The 14,579-nt window shown below is 64.6% G+C and carries 11 protein-coding genes and 1 tRNA gene; 5 read left to right on the forward strand and 7 right to left on the reverse strand.

All coding sequences use genetic code 11. From position 1 onward, the window contains the following. Nucleotides 1-261: 261 nt before the first annotated feature. Nucleotides 262-2,016 (reverse strand): DUF885 family protein, encoded by a 1,755-nt coding sequence (locus A9995_RS02605; protein WP_067608716.1) that lies wholly within the window; start codon nt 2,014-2,016, stop codon nt 262-264. Nucleotides 2,017-2,082: 66 nt separating this feature from the next. Here A9995_RS02605 and A9995_RS02610 point away from each other — a divergent pair, with 66 nt between their 5' ends. Continuing rightward, entirely contained in the window at nt 2,083-2,559 is a 477-nt protein-coding gene (locus tag A9995_RS02610; RefSeq protein WP_067608719.1) for a low molecular weight protein-tyrosine-phosphatase, read from the forward strand. Here the strand turns inward: A9995_RS02610 and recG are convergent. After that, nucleotides 2,556-4,616: an ATP-dependent DNA helicase RecG gene (recG, locus tag A9995_RS02615; protein ID WP_067609491.1), complete on the reverse strand. Its 2,061-nt coding sequence runs from the start codon at nt 4,614-4,616 to the stop codon at nt 2,556-2,558. The genes A9995_RS02610 and recG overlap by 4 nt on opposite strands. A 119-nt stretch (nt 4,617-4,735) precedes the next feature. On the opposite strand from recG, the gene A9995_RS02620 reads away from it, so the two are divergent. Then, nucleotides 4,736-5,014 (forward strand): succinate dehydrogenase assembly factor 2, encoded by a 279-nt coding sequence (locus A9995_RS02620; protein WP_067608723.1) that lies wholly within the window; start codon nt 4,736-4,738, stop codon nt 5,012-5,014. A gap of 37 nt (nt 5,015-5,051) precedes the next feature. After that, entirely contained in the window at nt 5,052-8,540 is a 3,489-nt protein-coding gene (gene mfd, locus A9995_RS02625) for a transcription-repair coupling factor (protein WP_067609493.1), read from the forward strand. Here mfd and A9995_RS02630 read toward each other — a convergent pair. Beyond that, the gene (locus A9995_RS02630; protein WP_067608727.1) at nt 8,537-9,856 is read right to left on the reverse strand and encodes a GGDEF domain-containing phosphodiesterase; all 1,320 of its coding nucleotides are present in this window, start codon (nt 9,854-9,856) and stop codon (nt 8,537-8,539) included. The two genes, mfd and A9995_RS02630, sit on opposite strands and share 4 nt — an antisense overlap. Nucleotides 9,857-10,017: 161 nt before the next feature. Here A9995_RS02630 and A9995_RS02635 point away from each other — a divergent pair, with 161 nt between their 5' ends. Further along, nucleotides 10,018-10,797 (forward strand): NAD kinase, encoded by a 780-nt coding sequence (locus tag A9995_RS02635; RefSeq protein WP_067608730.1) that lies wholly within the window; start codon nt 10,018-10,020, stop codon nt 10,795-10,797. Between the two features lie 85 nt (nt 10,798-10,882). Continuing rightward, nucleotides 10,883-10,957 (forward strand) — tRNA-Asn (locus A9995_RS02640). A gap of 224 nt (nt 10,958-11,181) precedes the next feature. Here A9995_RS02640 and A9995_RS16935 read toward each other — a convergent pair. The 4 genes from A9995_RS16935 to A9995_RS02655 form a co-directional block, all read right to left on the reverse strand. After that, nucleotides 11,182-11,319, reverse strand: a complete 138-nt coding sequence (locus tag A9995_RS16935) for a hypothetical protein (protein ID WP_168157309.1) — start codon at nt 11,317-11,319, stop codon at nt 11,182-11,184. Nucleotides 11,320-11,639: 320 nt separating this feature from the next. Continuing rightward, a complete protein-coding gene (locus A9995_RS02645) occupies nt 11,640-12,755 on the reverse strand; it encodes a phage portal protein (protein WP_255360146.1) in 1,116 nt (371 codons plus the stop codon). Between the two features lie 17 nt (nt 12,756-12,772). After that, entirely contained in the window at nt 12,773-13,336 is a 564-nt protein-coding gene (locus tag A9995_RS02650) for an HK97 family phage prohead protease (protein ID WP_067608736.1), read from the reverse strand. A 3-nt stretch (nt 13,337-13,339) separates the two neighbouring features. Continuing rightward, the gene (locus tag A9995_RS02655) at nt 13,340-14,554 is read right to left on the reverse strand and encodes a phage major capsid protein (protein ID WP_233998052.1); all 1,215 of its coding nucleotides are present in this window, start codon (nt 14,552-14,554) and stop codon (nt 13,340-13,342) included. Nucleotides 14,555-14,579: the final 25 nt, after the last annotated feature.

The raw sequence follows: 14,579 nt of genomic DNA on the forward strand, positions 1-14,579 counted from the left end.
GCACCAGTCGCAGCCATGGGCTCCCTCAGTTTCCAAATAACGCTTTGTCAGCGGTCTTTCCCCCTGGCTTCCGCATTACAACGGTGCCCGATCCGGCGTTATTCGATGTCGGGTATGAACCTATTTCTTCGCGATGCCAAAGCGAAAAAGCCGGTTGTCGCATAGCTATGCTTGGCGGCGACTGGTTCGCTCCGCCTCAGGGCGGACGGGTCCGGGTGGGTACCGCGGAAGGCGGCGCCGAACACCCGGACTCCGGCGGGTTCAGCTGTCCTGCTGCGCGGCGATCCAGCGGTCGATATGCGCCTCGAGCACATCGAGCGGGACCGCGCCGTTCTCCAGCACCGCATCGTGGAAATCGCGCAGGCTGAATTCACTACCCAGCGCGGTTTCGGCACGTGTCCGCAGTTCGCGGATCTTGAGCTCGCCGATCTTGTAAGCGAGCGCCTGGCCCGGCCAGGTGATGTAGCGATTGACCTCTGCGTCGATATTGCCCGCGCTCAGTGCTGTGTTGTCGAGCATGAAATCGACCGCGCGCTGCTTGCTCCAGCCCTTGGAATGGATCCCGGTGTCGACCACCAACCGGCTCGCGCGCCACATTTCGTAGCTCAGCCGGCCCATTTCCTTGGCCGGAGTGTCGTAGAGCCCCATCTCGATCCCGAGCCGCTCCGAATAGAGCCCCCAGCCCTCGACGAAGGCGGTGAAGAAGGTGCCGTGCTGGCGCAACGGGTGGATATCGAGTTCCTGCTGCAGCGCGATCTGGTGGTGATGCCCGGGCACCGCCTCGTGGACCCCCAGCGCAGGCAGTTCCCACAGCGGGCGCTGGTCGAGCTCGGTGGTGTTGACCCGGTAGATCCCCGGCTGCCCGGTCGCGAGGCTGCCGCTTTCGTAGTAAGCAGTGGTGTTGCCCGGTGCCTGCGCTGCGGGGATCGGCAGCACCGTGTAGGGCTGGCGCGGCAGCGTGCCGAACAGCTTGGGCATCCAGCCGTCGATCTGCTTGGCCAGAGCCCCGGCCGCCTCGAGCAGTTCTTCCGGGGTCTCGGGATAATACTGCGGGTCGGTCCGCAGATGTTCGATGAAGGCTTCTCGGCTGGCGAAGCCGGCATCCTCGGCTACCGTTTCCATCTCGGCCCGAATTCGCGCCACTTCGGAAAGGCCGAGCTGGTGGATCTGGTCGGGGGTCATGTCGGTAGTGGTGAAGCTCTTGACCCGATAGGCGTAATACTCCTCGCCGCGGGGCGTGGCGAGCACCCCCGGCATGCCGGTTCGGCACTCGGGGGAATATTCCTCGACATAGAAGTCACGAAAATCGCGATAGGCCGGCATCACCCCGGTTTCTAGCGCGGTCCGGGCGCGGGCCTTCAATTGCGTCCACTGCGCCTCGGTAATGGTCGAGGGCCGTTCCTTGAACGGCAGCCACAGCGGCGATTCGACAGGATCCTCGACGATCATGCTCTCGATCCGCGCCTCGAGTCCCTCCATCGGTTCGCAGGCCTGAGTCAGCCCGCGGGCGACCGCTTCGCGGCTGCGCGCGATGCCCTGCTCGTTTACCGCAGCAAAGCTCTCGAGCCGCCCGACATAGCTCTGGTAATCCGCCAGCGTGAACAGGGGCGATCCATAGGGTAGCGAGCCGAAATAGGCGAACCAGCCGCCGCGATTGGTGAACACGACGAAGCGGTCGTGATCGAATTGCGCGCCCGCCAGTTCGTCTTCGAAACTGCGCTTGAGAATCGCGTGATCGATCCGCAGGTCCTGCGGCAGCGCGTCCTCGTCGATCGCCTCGAGCCGGGCGAGGAAGGCGCGGGTCTCGGCGATCGATGCCTCGTAGCGGGCCAGCGACATGTCCACCAGCTTGCCATCGCCGCGGCGGTCGCCGACCTGCGTTGCGGTCATCGGCGAATTGTCGAGCGTCCATTCCCAGACATCGTCGCGCAGGTCGCGATAATCATCGGCTGGGGCGGCGTGAAGCGGGGCGAGCGCCACGCTGGCAAAGGCGAATGCGGCGGCGAGGTATTTCATGGTCGTTTCTCCCTGTTGGCGAGCTTCCTATTGCGAGGCGCCGCCCGGGTCCAGTAGGGTGGTAGCATGACCACGCCCTCGATCCTGTTCGTCTGCCTCGGCAATATCTGCCGTTCGCCGCTGGCCGAAGCGGCCCTGCGCCACCGTGCCGCTGCCGCCAGCCTGGAGCTCAAAATCGACAGCGTCGGCACCGCCGGTTACCATGTCGGCGAACCGCCCGATCCGCGCGCCATCGCCGAGGCGCGGCGTCAGGGGATCGAGATCGGCGCCTATTGCGGGCGCCAGCTTTCTCGCGAAGATTTTGCACGCTTCGACCATATCCTGGTGATGGACGAGGACAATCTCGCCGACGTCCGGGCCATCGCTCCGGCAGAATCGACAGCGAAGATTGGCCTGCTGCTCGATGTCGTCCCCGGCACCAGCGGCCGCTCGGTCGCCGATCCCTACCATGGCAGCGAGTCCGACTTCGCCGCCACCTGGAAGGAAGTCGATGCCGCCGCCGAAGCTCTGGTCGCGGTGCTGCTTTCCGAACAGCGCAGCTAGCCGCCGCGCAACGTCTTCACCCCGAAATCCCGTTCGAACAGATACAGCAGCACCCGCGCCGCCGCGCCGCGCTTGCCTTCCAGACCACCGTCGCGCTCCATCAGCAGCCGCGCATCGTCGTGTGCGGTGGGCAGAAGCCTGGTGATCTGCTCGAGCTCGGCGATCTGGAACGCGCTCTCGCCCGATTGCCGCGTCCCGAGCAATTCGCCCCCGCCGCGCAACCGCAGGTCCTCTTCCGCTAAACGAAAGCCGTCCTGCGTTTCGCGCATCAGCGCCAGTCGGTCGCGCGCGGTTTCCGACAACTTGTCGCCGCGCAGCAGCAGGCAGGTCGATTTCTCGCTCCCGCGCCCGACCCGTCCGCGCAATTGGTGAAGCTGCGCCAGACCGAAACGCTCGGCCTGCTCGATCACCATCAGTGTTGCATTGGGGACATCGACCCCGACCTCGATCACCGTGGTTGCGACCAGCAGCTTGGCCTGGCCGCTGGCAAAACGCTCCATTGCTGCATCCTTCATCTCCGGGGTGAGCTGGCCGTGGACCAGCACCACATCCTTGCCGAAGCGCTCCTTGAGCGACGCATAGCGCGCCTCCGCCGCAGCGGTGTCGTCGTTCTCGTTTTCGCGCACCATCGGGCAGACCCAATAGGCCTGCTGACCGCTGGTCAGATGGCGCTCGACCCCGGCGGCGACCTCGTCGAGCCGCGTCAGCGGCACCACCCGCGTTTCGATCGTCTGCCGCCCGGGGGGCAATTCGTCGAGCTTGCTGACATCCAGTTCGCCATATTGCGCCAGCGTCAAAGTGCGCGGGATCGGCGTGGCGGTCATCGCGAGGACATGCGGCGCGGTGCGGCCCTTGCTCGCCAGCATCAGCCGCTGGCCGACCCCGAAGCGGTGCTGCTCGTCGATCACCACCATCGCGAGATTGCGATAGGCGACCTTGTCCTGAAAGATCGCATGGGTGCCGATCACGATATCGATGCTGCCGTCGAGCAGCCCCATCAGCGTGGATTCGCGCGCCTTGCCCTTGTCGCGCCCGGTCAGCAGCGCGACCCGCGCCCCGGTCGGCTCGGCCAGCCGGCGCAGGCTTTCGTAATGCTGGCGGGCGAGGATTTCGGTCGGCGCGAGCAGCGCGGCCTGCGCTCCCGCCTCGACCGCGATCAGCATCCCCGCCAGCGCGACCACGGTCTTGCCCGCGCCGACATCGCCCTGGAGCAGCCTTAGCATCGGGGTATCCTGAACCAGATCGCCCTCGATCTCGGCGATCGAGCGGGTCTGCGCGCCGGTCAGCGGGAATGGCAAGGCCAGCCGGTCGCGCAAAGACCCGTCGCCCTTGAGCGGCTGGCCCTTGCGCTGGCGGTTGTCCGCGCGGACCAGCATCAGCGCCAGCGCGTTGGCGAGCAATTCGTCATAGGCGAGCCGGTCGCGCGCTGCAGCGTCCTCGCCGCCATGTGCGAGCCGCAGCGCTTCGCGCCAGCCGGGCCAGCCTTCGCGCTCGACCTGTCCGGCCTCGCACCATTCGGGTAGCTCGGGCGCGCGCGCCAGCGCCTGTTCGATCAGCCCCGCCATTTTGGGCTGGGTCAGCCCTTCGGACAGGCGATAGACCGGCTCGCACAATCGCTGCAGAGTGTCGCCGCCTTCTTCCAGCACATGGTCGGGATGGACGATCTGCATCATGTCGCCATAGCGTTCGAGCTTGCCGGCCACCCAGCGGTTCTCGCCCACGGGAAGCTGCTTCTTGGCGGTGTAGGACGCGCGGCCGAAATAGGTCAGCGACAGGACATTGCCCACACTGTCCTGCGCCAGCACGCGATAGGGTGCGCGCGGATTGCGGCCGCCGCGATGCTCGATCACCGCCAGCTTGACCACGATCTGCTCGCCCTCGCCCGCCTCGTCGATCGTGCCGACCGCGCGCCGGGTGACGAAGCGCTCGGGCAGGTGGTAGACGAGGTCGCGCGCCCTCGTCAGCCCGAGTTTCTCCAGCGGCTTCTTGAGCTTGGGCCCGACGCCGTCGAGCGTATCGGTCTCGGCGAACAGCGGATTGAGGACATCGGGGCGCATCGCCATCGTCTAGCCGCAGTGGGATAGCTTGCGAAAGCCACGATCGCGCGGAGCCTTGCGCCTCCTGTGGACAGTGATCCCCGCTTGCGCTGGCAGGGCGCGCAGGATAGGCGCGCGCCATGCCCGAAGCCCTCACCTTCCAAGGCCGCCTGCAGCGCGCCCGTTTCCGCGCCTGGCACCGCGGCACGCGCGAAGCGGATTACATGTTCGGCGGTTTTTTCGATCGCTACCACGAGCAATGGAAGCCCGATGAACTGGCCTGGTTCGAAGCGCTGCTCGAAGAAGACGATGTCGATGTAATGGCCTGGGCGCTCGGCACCCAGCCCGTCCCACCGCGCTTTCAGGGCGAATTGATCGAGAGCATGATGCTGCTCGACTATGTCGACATTCCTCGCTGACGGGAACGCCACCTCCCATGCCGCGCTGATCACGACCATGCCCGATCTCTCCCGCATTCTTGAAGCAACGACACCGCTGACGCTGGCGCAGGTGGCCCGCGGCAGCCAGCCGCTGGTCATGGCCGATCTCGCGCGCGCCGGAGCGGGCCGCGCGGTGTTCATCGCCCCCGACGATGCCGCCATGCGCGCGGTCAGCGATGCTGCGCATTATTTCGCCCCCGAACTCGAGGTGATCGAGTTTCCCGCCTGGGATGCGCTGCCTTACGATCGCTCCAGCCCGGCGCTGACCGTCAGCGCCAAGCGGCTTGCCGCGCTGCACCGGTTGCAGACCGGCAAGTCCGGCGCGCAATTGCTGGTCACCACCATCAACGCCGCGCTGCAGCGGGTGCTGACCCCGTTCCGCATCCGCGAAGGTGTGCGCGAATTCGCCATCGGGAGCGAGATCGGCCGCGACAGCCTCGCGCGGCTGCTCCAGCGGCAGGGTTACAGCCGCACCGACACGGTCGCGGACAAGGGCGAATACGCGATTCGCGGCTCGATCGTCGATGTCTTCCCCTCGGGCCTCGACGAAGGACTGCGGCTCGATTTCTTCGGCGACGAGCTGGAAAGCCTGCGGCTGTTCGACCCCAACACGCAGATGACCACCGCGCGGATCGAATCGCATCTGCTGCTCCCCGCCAGCGAGGCCTTGCTCGACGAGGACAGCATCAAGCGATTCCGCGGACGCTACCGCGAATTGTTCGGCGCCGACGCGACCCAGGACCCACTCTACGAGGCGGTCAGCGAAGGCCGCCGCCTCGCGGGGATGGAACACTGGCTGCCGCTGTTCGAGGAACGGATGGCGACGCTGTTCGACCATCTCGACGACCGCGATATCGTCGTGATCGACGGCGCGGCGATGACGGCGGCCGAGGAGCGGCTGGGCGATATCGCCGATTATTACGCTGCGCGCACGCAGGCCACCGGTCAGGCCAAGGGCAGCTACCGCCCGGTTGAACCCGCTTCGCTCTATCTCGACAAGGACGAGCTGACCCGCGCGCTCGATGCCCACCCGGTCCACCGCAGCACCGGCTTCGACGAGCCCGAAAGCGCCAAGGTCGTCGATTTCGGGTTCCGCTCGGGCCGCGATTTCGGCCCCGATCGCGCGCGCGGCGAGAATGTCTACCCGCTGCTGGTCGATCATCTCAAATCGGTCGGCAAGGCCGGGCGCAGGCCGCTGCTGGCGACCTATTCCAAGGGCAGCCGGGCGCGGATGGTCTCGATCCTCGAGGAAGCCGGAATCACCATCCAGCTGGCGAGCAGCTGGCAGGAAGCGCTCGGCCTGTCGGCCAAGGGCGTGCCCGCGGCGTTGATCGTCCCGCTCGATACCAGCTTCGCCAATGACGAACTTGAGGTCCTGACCGAGCAGGACATCCTCGGCGACCGGCTGGTGCGGCGACGCAAGAAGCGCAAGAGTTCCGACGCCTTCCTCGCCGAACTGCAGGCACTCTCGGTCGGCGATCTTGTCGTCCACACCGAGCACGGCATCGGCAAATATCTCGGGCTCGAGGCGATCGCAGTCGGCAAGAGCAAGCACGATTGCGTGATGCTGGCCTATCGCGGCGGCGACAAGCTGTTCATCCCGGTCGAGAACATCGATGTCCTCAGCCGCTACGGTTCGTCCGAGGATGCGGTCATGCTCGACCGGCTCGGGGGCGAGGCGTGGCAGAAGCGTCGCTCGCAGCTCAAGGAGCGGATCCGCGAGATCGCGCACGAATTGCTTCGCACCGCCGCCGCGCGCGCGCTGCGCAAGGCACCGGTTTTCGAAGTCGAATCAGGGCCTTTCAACCAGTTCCTCGACCGTTTTCCATGGGAGGAAACCGAAGATCAGGAGCGCGCCATCGAGGATGTGCTGCGCGATCTGGAGAGCGGCCATCCGATGGACCGGCTGGTCTGCGGCGATGTCGGCTTCGGCAAGACCGAGGTGGCGCTGCGCGCCGCCTTCGTCGCGGCGATGAACGGGCAGCAGGTGGCGGTGATCGCCCCCACCACACTGCTTGCACGCCAGCATTACCAGGGCTTTTCCGAGCGTTTCGCCGGTTTTCCGGTCGAGGTCGGCAGGCTCAGCCGGCTGGTTCCTGCCAAGGAGATGAAGGAAACCCGCGAGCGGCTGGCGAGCGGCGCGCTCGACATCGTCGTGGGCACCCATGCGATCCTGTCGAAGAGCACCGCTTTCAAGGACCTCGGCCTCGTGATCGTCGACGAGGAACAGCGCTTCGGGGTGACCCACAAGGAAAAGCTCAAGCAGCTGCGCGCCGATGTGCATATGCTCACCCTCACGGCCACGCCCATCCCGCGCACGCTGCAGATGGCGATGACGGGTCTGCGCGAACTCTCGACGATCCAGACTCCGCCGGTCGATCGCCTCGCGGTGCGGACCTATGTGATGGAATGGGACGAGATCGTGATGCGCGAGGCGCTGCTGCGCGAACACCATCGTGGCGGGCAGAGCTTCATCATCGTGCCGCGCATCGCCGATATGCCCGAGCTCGAGAAATGGCTGCGCGAGGCGGTGCCCGAGATCAAGGCGGTCACCGCGCACGGCCAGATGGCGCCGAACGAGGTCGAGGAGCGGATGAGCGCCTTCTACGACCGGCAGTACGACGTGCTGCTGGCGACCACCATCGTCGAGAGCGGGCTCGACATCCCCAGCGCCAACACGATCATCATACACCGCGCGGATATCTTCGGCCTCGCGCAGCTCTACCAGCTGCGCGGGCGCGTCGGCCGGGCGAAATTGCGGGCCTATGCCTATCTCACCTACGCTCGGGATACGCAGCTTTCGGAAGTGGGCGAGAAGCGGCTCAAGGTGCTCGGCGATCTCGACAGTCTGGGCGCCGGCTTCCAGCTCGCCAGCCACGATCTCGATATCCGCGGCGCGGGCAATCTGCTCGGCGACGAACAGTCGGGGCATATCCGCGAGGTCGGGTTCGAATTGTACCAGTCGATGCTCGAGGACGCCATTCTGGCCGCCAAGGCCGGCGAGGCCGGGCTCGATGCCAAACCCGACAGCGTCAGCCCGCAGATCACCGTCGATGCGCCGATTATGATCCCCGAGGATTACGTCCCCGATCTGGCGGTGCGGATGGCGCTCTACCGCCGGCTCAACGATGCGCGCGACAAGAGCGAAATCGAGGCGATGGCCGCCGAGATGATCGACCGCTTCGGCGATCTTCCCGCAGCGACCGCAAACCTGGTTCGGCTGATCGAAATCAAGCATCAGGCGATCGAGGCGAACATCGCCAAGATCGATGTCGGCAATGCCGGCACGCTGGTCACTTTCCACAATGACGATTTCCCCGATCCGATGGGGCTGCTCGCCTATGTCGACCGGTTGAAGGGCACGGCAAAGCTGCGTCCCGACATGAAACTGGTGATCAGTCGTGCGTGGAATTCACCCGAGAGCCGTCTGAACGGGCTCTATCAGCTGACCAAGGGGCTCGGCGGGATCGCACGCAAGGCGCGCAAGGCTAAAAAGCCCGCCTAGGGCGAAACCAGTGCCAGGAAGTCCTCAGCAAGCATCGGCTCGGCGCGCAGGAACCCCTGATAGACCTCGCACCCTTCTCGGGCGATCAGTGCGCGCTGGGCTTCGGTCTCGACCCCTTCGACGACGACCTTGAGATCGAGCGCCTTGGCCATGGCAACGATGGCGCGGAAGACCGCAAGATCGCGCCCGTCATCGAGGACTCCCTCGATCATCGAGCGATCGAGCTTGAGATGATCGATCGGCAGCACTTTCAAATATCTGAAATTGCAGAAACCCGCACCGAAATCGTCGAGCGAGAGGCTGATCCCGGTAGCCTTGAGCTGGTCGAGGACCCCGCTGACTTGCTCGAGATCGGCAAGCAGCACCTGTTCGGTGATCTCGAGCGTCAGCGAATGCGGATCGATCCCGTTAGTCTCGACCAGCGCGAGAAACTCGCGCGCAAAGCTGCCAGCAGCGAGATCGGCCGGGGTGACGTTGATCGAAAGCCGCAAATCCTTCGGCCAGGCACGTGCCGCCTCCAGCGCCTTGCCGGCGATATGGCGTGAAAGTTGCGCGGTGTGGTCTGCACGTTCGGCGATGGTGAACAAGGTCGCGGCGCCGACCCGCCCGAGCACGGGATGATCCCAGCGCGCGAGCGCTTCGGCGCCGATCAGACGGTCGGTTGCGAGCGCATATTGCGGCTGAAAGCGAATCGAGATTTCATCGTGATCGATCGCCGCAAGCAGATCGGCCTCGAGCTGCTGGCTCGAGCGGCCGTCCTTGGCGAGCTGGCCGCTGGTCCACACCACGCGATGGCCGGGCAACGAGCGAATCCGCGCGGATGCCTCGGACAGGGTATCGAGCAGCGACGCGGAGGTATCGCCCTCGACCGCGCGGATCAGCGCCACCCGCGGCCACAGCCGCAAGCTGTGCCCGGTGTCGGGGTCGCTGATGGGCATGGCAATGGCATCGGCCAGCGCCTCCGCGAGCCACTGCCAGCGCTCGCGATTGCATTCCTCGCGCAGTGCCAGGAGAAAAGTGTCGCCCGAGCTGCGCGCCGCGATCCACACACCGCTCTCGAGTTCGTCGCCGGCAAAATGGCGAATCCGCTGGGCGATCTCGATCAGCGCGCCATCGCCGGCGGTCTCGCCGAAGGCGACGTTGACCCGATCGATCCGGCCCACCGAAATCAACATGACATGGATCGGGCAACCGCCCCCGCCTGCGGGCCATTCGTGCCACCAGCGATCGAGCGTCTGTCGCGCATGGTCGAGCGTACCGAGACCGGTCAGCCGGTCGCGCGTATCGTCGTCTGTCGCTGAGGCGAGGCTGGCCATGACCCCCCATATCCGTCGGATCGGAGAAATACGCCAGTAGTTTCCCCGCGTTGCCAAATGGGACGCCCGCCCATACACACGCGTGCATCCGCACATTTCCACGACGCGGAAGCGCTGCGGCCAGGACGTCCACCCCCAAGCGATCACCACGGGAAAGCTCGATGCCCAATTTCGAAAAGCTCGCCCTGATCGTCTCGGACACCGACCGCGCGCACGAGGTCGCGCCGATGTATCGCGGCCTGGCCGACTGGGTCCCGCTCGAGGAAGCCGAGGCGGTCGTGGTCATCGGCGGCGACGGTGCCATGCTGCAGACGCTCCACGCCATGCTCGATTGCGGGATCATCAAGCCGGTCTACGGGGTAAATCTGGGCACGGTCGGCTTCCTGATGAACCACAACCGCTCGCCCGAAAAGCTGCTCCGCCGGATCGAGCGCGCACGCAGCGTCGCGGTCGCCCCGCTGTGCATGGAAGCGGTCCGACAGGACGGAAGCACGCAGGAGTTTTGCGCTATCAACGAGGTCTCGTTGCTGCGCGAAACCCGCCAGACCGCCAAGATCGAGGTCTCGGTGGACGACAAGGTGCGGATCAAGGAACTGGTCTGCGACGGCGTGCTGGTGGCTACCCCCGCCGGATCGACCGCCTACAACCTCTCGGCCAACGGACCGATCCTGCCGCTCGATTCCAGCCTGCTTGCGCTCACCCCCATCAGTCCCTTTCGACCGCGTCGCTGGCGCGGCGCGCTCCTGCCCGACCGCAGCACGATCCGTTTCCGTGTGCTCGAATCGAACAAGCGCCCGGTCTCGGTCGTCGCCGACCAGAAGGAGGTCCGCGACATCGCCGAGGTCTCGCTTCACATCGCCCGCGAGCAGGAGCTGCAATTGCTGTTCGATCCCGGCCATGCGCTCGACGAACGCATCGTTGCGGAGCAATTTCTCGTCTGATCCCGAACGGCGCGAGAAATCGCGTCGGGGCCGCTTGCCAAACCCGGTAAGCCCCCATATAGCGCGGCCCTGCCGATCTGGCTGCTCCCCGATAGCTCAGCGGTAGAGTAGGTGACTGTTAATCACTTGGTCGTTGGTTCGAATCCAACTCGGGGAGCCAATCAGCACATATAAGATGTTGATTTTGCTCGATAATAGCCAGAACGCAGCCAGCTTGTCCTACATTCGTTCCCACATCCGGACCGGGCGCTGGACCCCGCTTTCCACCGCACTAAATTGCGCGCCCTAAGGTCTAGCAGCGGTAGAGCGGAGCATAGCGAACAAGCCAGAGGGCCATCGCTACGCGACAGCCCTCTAACCTTCTAGCTGCAGGAGCGGCTAAAATTAGCTTTCTTGGTTGTTCTTGTCTTGGTTGCGGTCATTGTTCTGTCCGCTCTGCTGACCGCCCTTTTTCTGGTCGGACTGCTGGTCATCCTGTTTCATTCCGCCTTGCTTGCGGTCTGTATCGTTCTGCTGTTCCATGATAGATTCCTCTCTCTTGGTTAGCCTCCCAATTAACCAAGCGACAAGCCACGGTTTGGTTTCGCGATTTTCGGCTCCTAGGTGGAGCCCTCTGCCGAAGTGTTCTCAAAATCCGCTAAAGTGGGGCGCAGAAAAGCCGAGCGGGAATCGATCCGCGACCATATTGATAAGGCGAGGCGCTGGCACTCTCGGGCAAAAGAAACCCCCGCCGAAGCGGGGGCCAAGGTGCGTGGAGTGACAACCGGGTCGCAAGGTTTCACTTGGCGAGACCTAGTCAGCAATTGTGACAACATCATGCCAAACCGCACGATAGTTTAGCCTCAAGCCGCTGCTCGCGGGTTCCATCCCTCGATCTGGCGCACCTCGTCCGCGTCCAGCACACCCGCTTCAATCGCGATCTTATGCGCATTCCAGCGGGTCTCAGGATCGCCGCGCAGGAAGCCGGATAGATCAAGTTCAAGCTCAAGATTGCTGCCAGCGGCGAAAACCGTCCGGGCGAACTCGCTTTCGATCCTGCGCGCCCACGGGGCGAGGCAGAAGGTCGCGAACCATAGGCCCGCCTGCGCGGCATTCGTGAATGTGTTGTTTTCGTATGCTTGAATGATCGGCGGTGGCACCTGATACAGTCGGCAGATTTCGATCACGCCAAACTTGCGGGTTTCCAGTAGCTCGGAATCCTCCGGGCTCATGCTGATGCTCTGCCATTTCATCCCGCTTTCAAGGATGATCGGTCGCCCTGCATTACGGGCGCCCATGAACTTTTCGGCAAGCTGACTGCGCAGGCTCGCCACGTTGGCAGGGTCGATCTTGCTATCGGACTGCAGCGCGCCGCTGGGTGCTGCGCCATTGGCGAGGAAGGACCGCGCCCATTCATCCGCCGCGCGAACGCCCGCCACAGTTTCGCCAGCACGGGCAATCCGGCTTTTGCCGACAATGCCATCATCGGTACGCTCGCGCAGGTGGAGAACTTCGCCTTCCAACAAACGCCGGGTGCGCAGGCCATCGTTTACATCATAGGCCAGCCGCCCGCTGCGAAGCTGCGAAACAGTCACTTGCTGCCATGGAATCCAGCGAAGGCCGGTCACGCGGCCATTGGCGGCGCGCTCGATCTGCGCCAGCCCGTTGCCGGTCAGCAGCGTCGAGGCTACAAGATGCTCAAAGAACTCGGGCCACGTCATGCGGCTGTTGACGCCGCCAGCGAACAGGGAGCGCAGCGGGTGGTTTGTCACCTCAAGCCGCGTTCCATCCGACTGCCTGCGATAGACGTACGCGGGGACGTAGGCGAGCGCCGAACTAATGGCGCCCACGCAAGCCGAAATCGCGGAAAGCTGTTCCGCCTGCCGCGCGCTGGTCGCGGTGGTCGCGCCAACGCCGGGGGATAGCGCCAGCCATGAAGCATCGGTGGGGCTTGCATCGGATCGGATTTCGAGGCCCATAAGGCCAAGGGTGCGGGTCAGGAGTCCCACTGGGCAGTCTCCGCTAGGATAAGGACCCGGCGCCGCCGCGCAGCTTCACAGCCGTTCTGGAAGGCGCGCAGGGCAATCTCGGTGTCAGGGTAAGCAGGCCAGGCGCTAACGACTGAAATCTCGCGCAGGCCGATTGTGGTCAGGCTGCGCTTGCGGCCCTCCCAACGCTCGCCGCCATCGGGGATATTGAAGCCAAAGCTCATACCGCCAAGGTCGTCGCGCTCTGCCAATGCCAGAACGTCCCGGCCCGCTTGCGTGTCAGGAATTGAGAGGTCGAACGACAGACCCCGGCTATCCTCTGCCAAGCGCAGGGTGCCGGATCGGGTGCGGCCAAGGACCTTGCCCATATCGTGATCGTAGAGGGCCAGAATATCGCCCGTTAGTGCGGCGCGGAAGGCACCCGGCTCTATCGTTTCCACGAAGGAACCTAAGTCCGCTTCCGCGCCGAACGTGGCAGCGTAACCTTCAATCCGGCGGGCGCCATAGTTGGCGCGAATCTCGGTGAAGGCCCGCCGCTCGATGGCGGCGCTAAGGGGGGCAAGCGCCGCCATATCCTAGACGATCACACCAGTTGCCGCAGAGAACGACGCAGGGCGCCGTACAGCGAAATCGACCGTCGCCATCGCGCGAATCAAAAGATTGCCTTTAGAGTACGCGCTTTCCGCATAGGGATTTACCAGAACGTCGAGCTGGCTCCAAACGCCGATCAAGAAATCACGCCAGTCGCCATAGATCAGCGCGTGTTCGTCGGTGCCCGCGCCAAGGTCGTTAGGCGCTTGATTGGTGAAGCGGACCGGCTCGCTATGGAACGTGTCGGCCATGCTGATCGGGCGACCATCCAAGTCCCGCAATTTCATCGCATCGGCCTTGATGCCGTTGGTCGCGAGGAAGCTGCGCGTGTCAGCCACGTTGGCAAGGTCAGCCGCAGCGATCATGTCGGCAGTCGTGGTGAACAAGTCCGTATCGAATGCCACGGTCGGGACGCCCGGATCGTTCAGGATGCCTCGCGGCTCCGCTCCGGTCCCGCTGCCATTGATAGCCGCCCGGTCGATTTCGAGCGCAATGTCGCGCGCGAGCATGTTCCGCAGCAGGCGTTCAATGTCCGGGCTCGACTGCATCACCATCTGGCGCGAGAACTCGCTCAGGCCCCCAACGTGGTGCGGGCTGAGGCTCACAGTGTCGAACGAGGCATCGCTGGTCGAAAGCGCCTCATTTTCGTTCACCCATCCCACATTCGGGGAGCCGGTCTCGCGGGGCAGGATGACATCGCCGGTCAGGCCGGTCAGGACGGTCGCGCCCATCTGGCTCATCACCGTCGAATTTGTCAGCGCATTGATGAACTGTTCCGGGCGGTAGTCATCGCTGACAATCTGCCCGTTGGAGGCGGTGGTGCCCACGCGGGTCTCAAGTGCCTCAGTCGGCACGTAGAAGCCCTCGGCAGGCTTACCAGCGCGGCGCTGAAGCTCTGCCTGCATTTCGATCTCGCGGCCCGCGTCCACGTCGAAGCCGCAGCGGTGTGCGATCATCTTGCGAATGCTGAAATCGCGGTAGGCAGCGCGAAGCTGGGGGTCGGTTTCACCGTGGATCGGCTCGCCTGCCTCAAGGCGCTCGGCATTCTCAATTGCCTGCGCCCGCTTGATCTTGGCGTCTAGGCCGCGCCATTCGGTCTCCGCAGTCGCGAAAGCGGATTGATCTTCCGCCCCGTCCGCAGTTTTCATCCGGTCGTGCGCGGCTGCGCGCTGTTCCTGCAATTCGTGAAGTTTGGTCAATTCAAGTCTCCGTTGTTGTTGCCAA

This window comes from Erythrobacter sp. QSSC1-22B, assembly GCF_001678665.1.
GTDB lineage: Bacteria > Pseudomonadota > Alphaproteobacteria > Sphingomonadales > Sphingomonadaceae > Qipengyuania.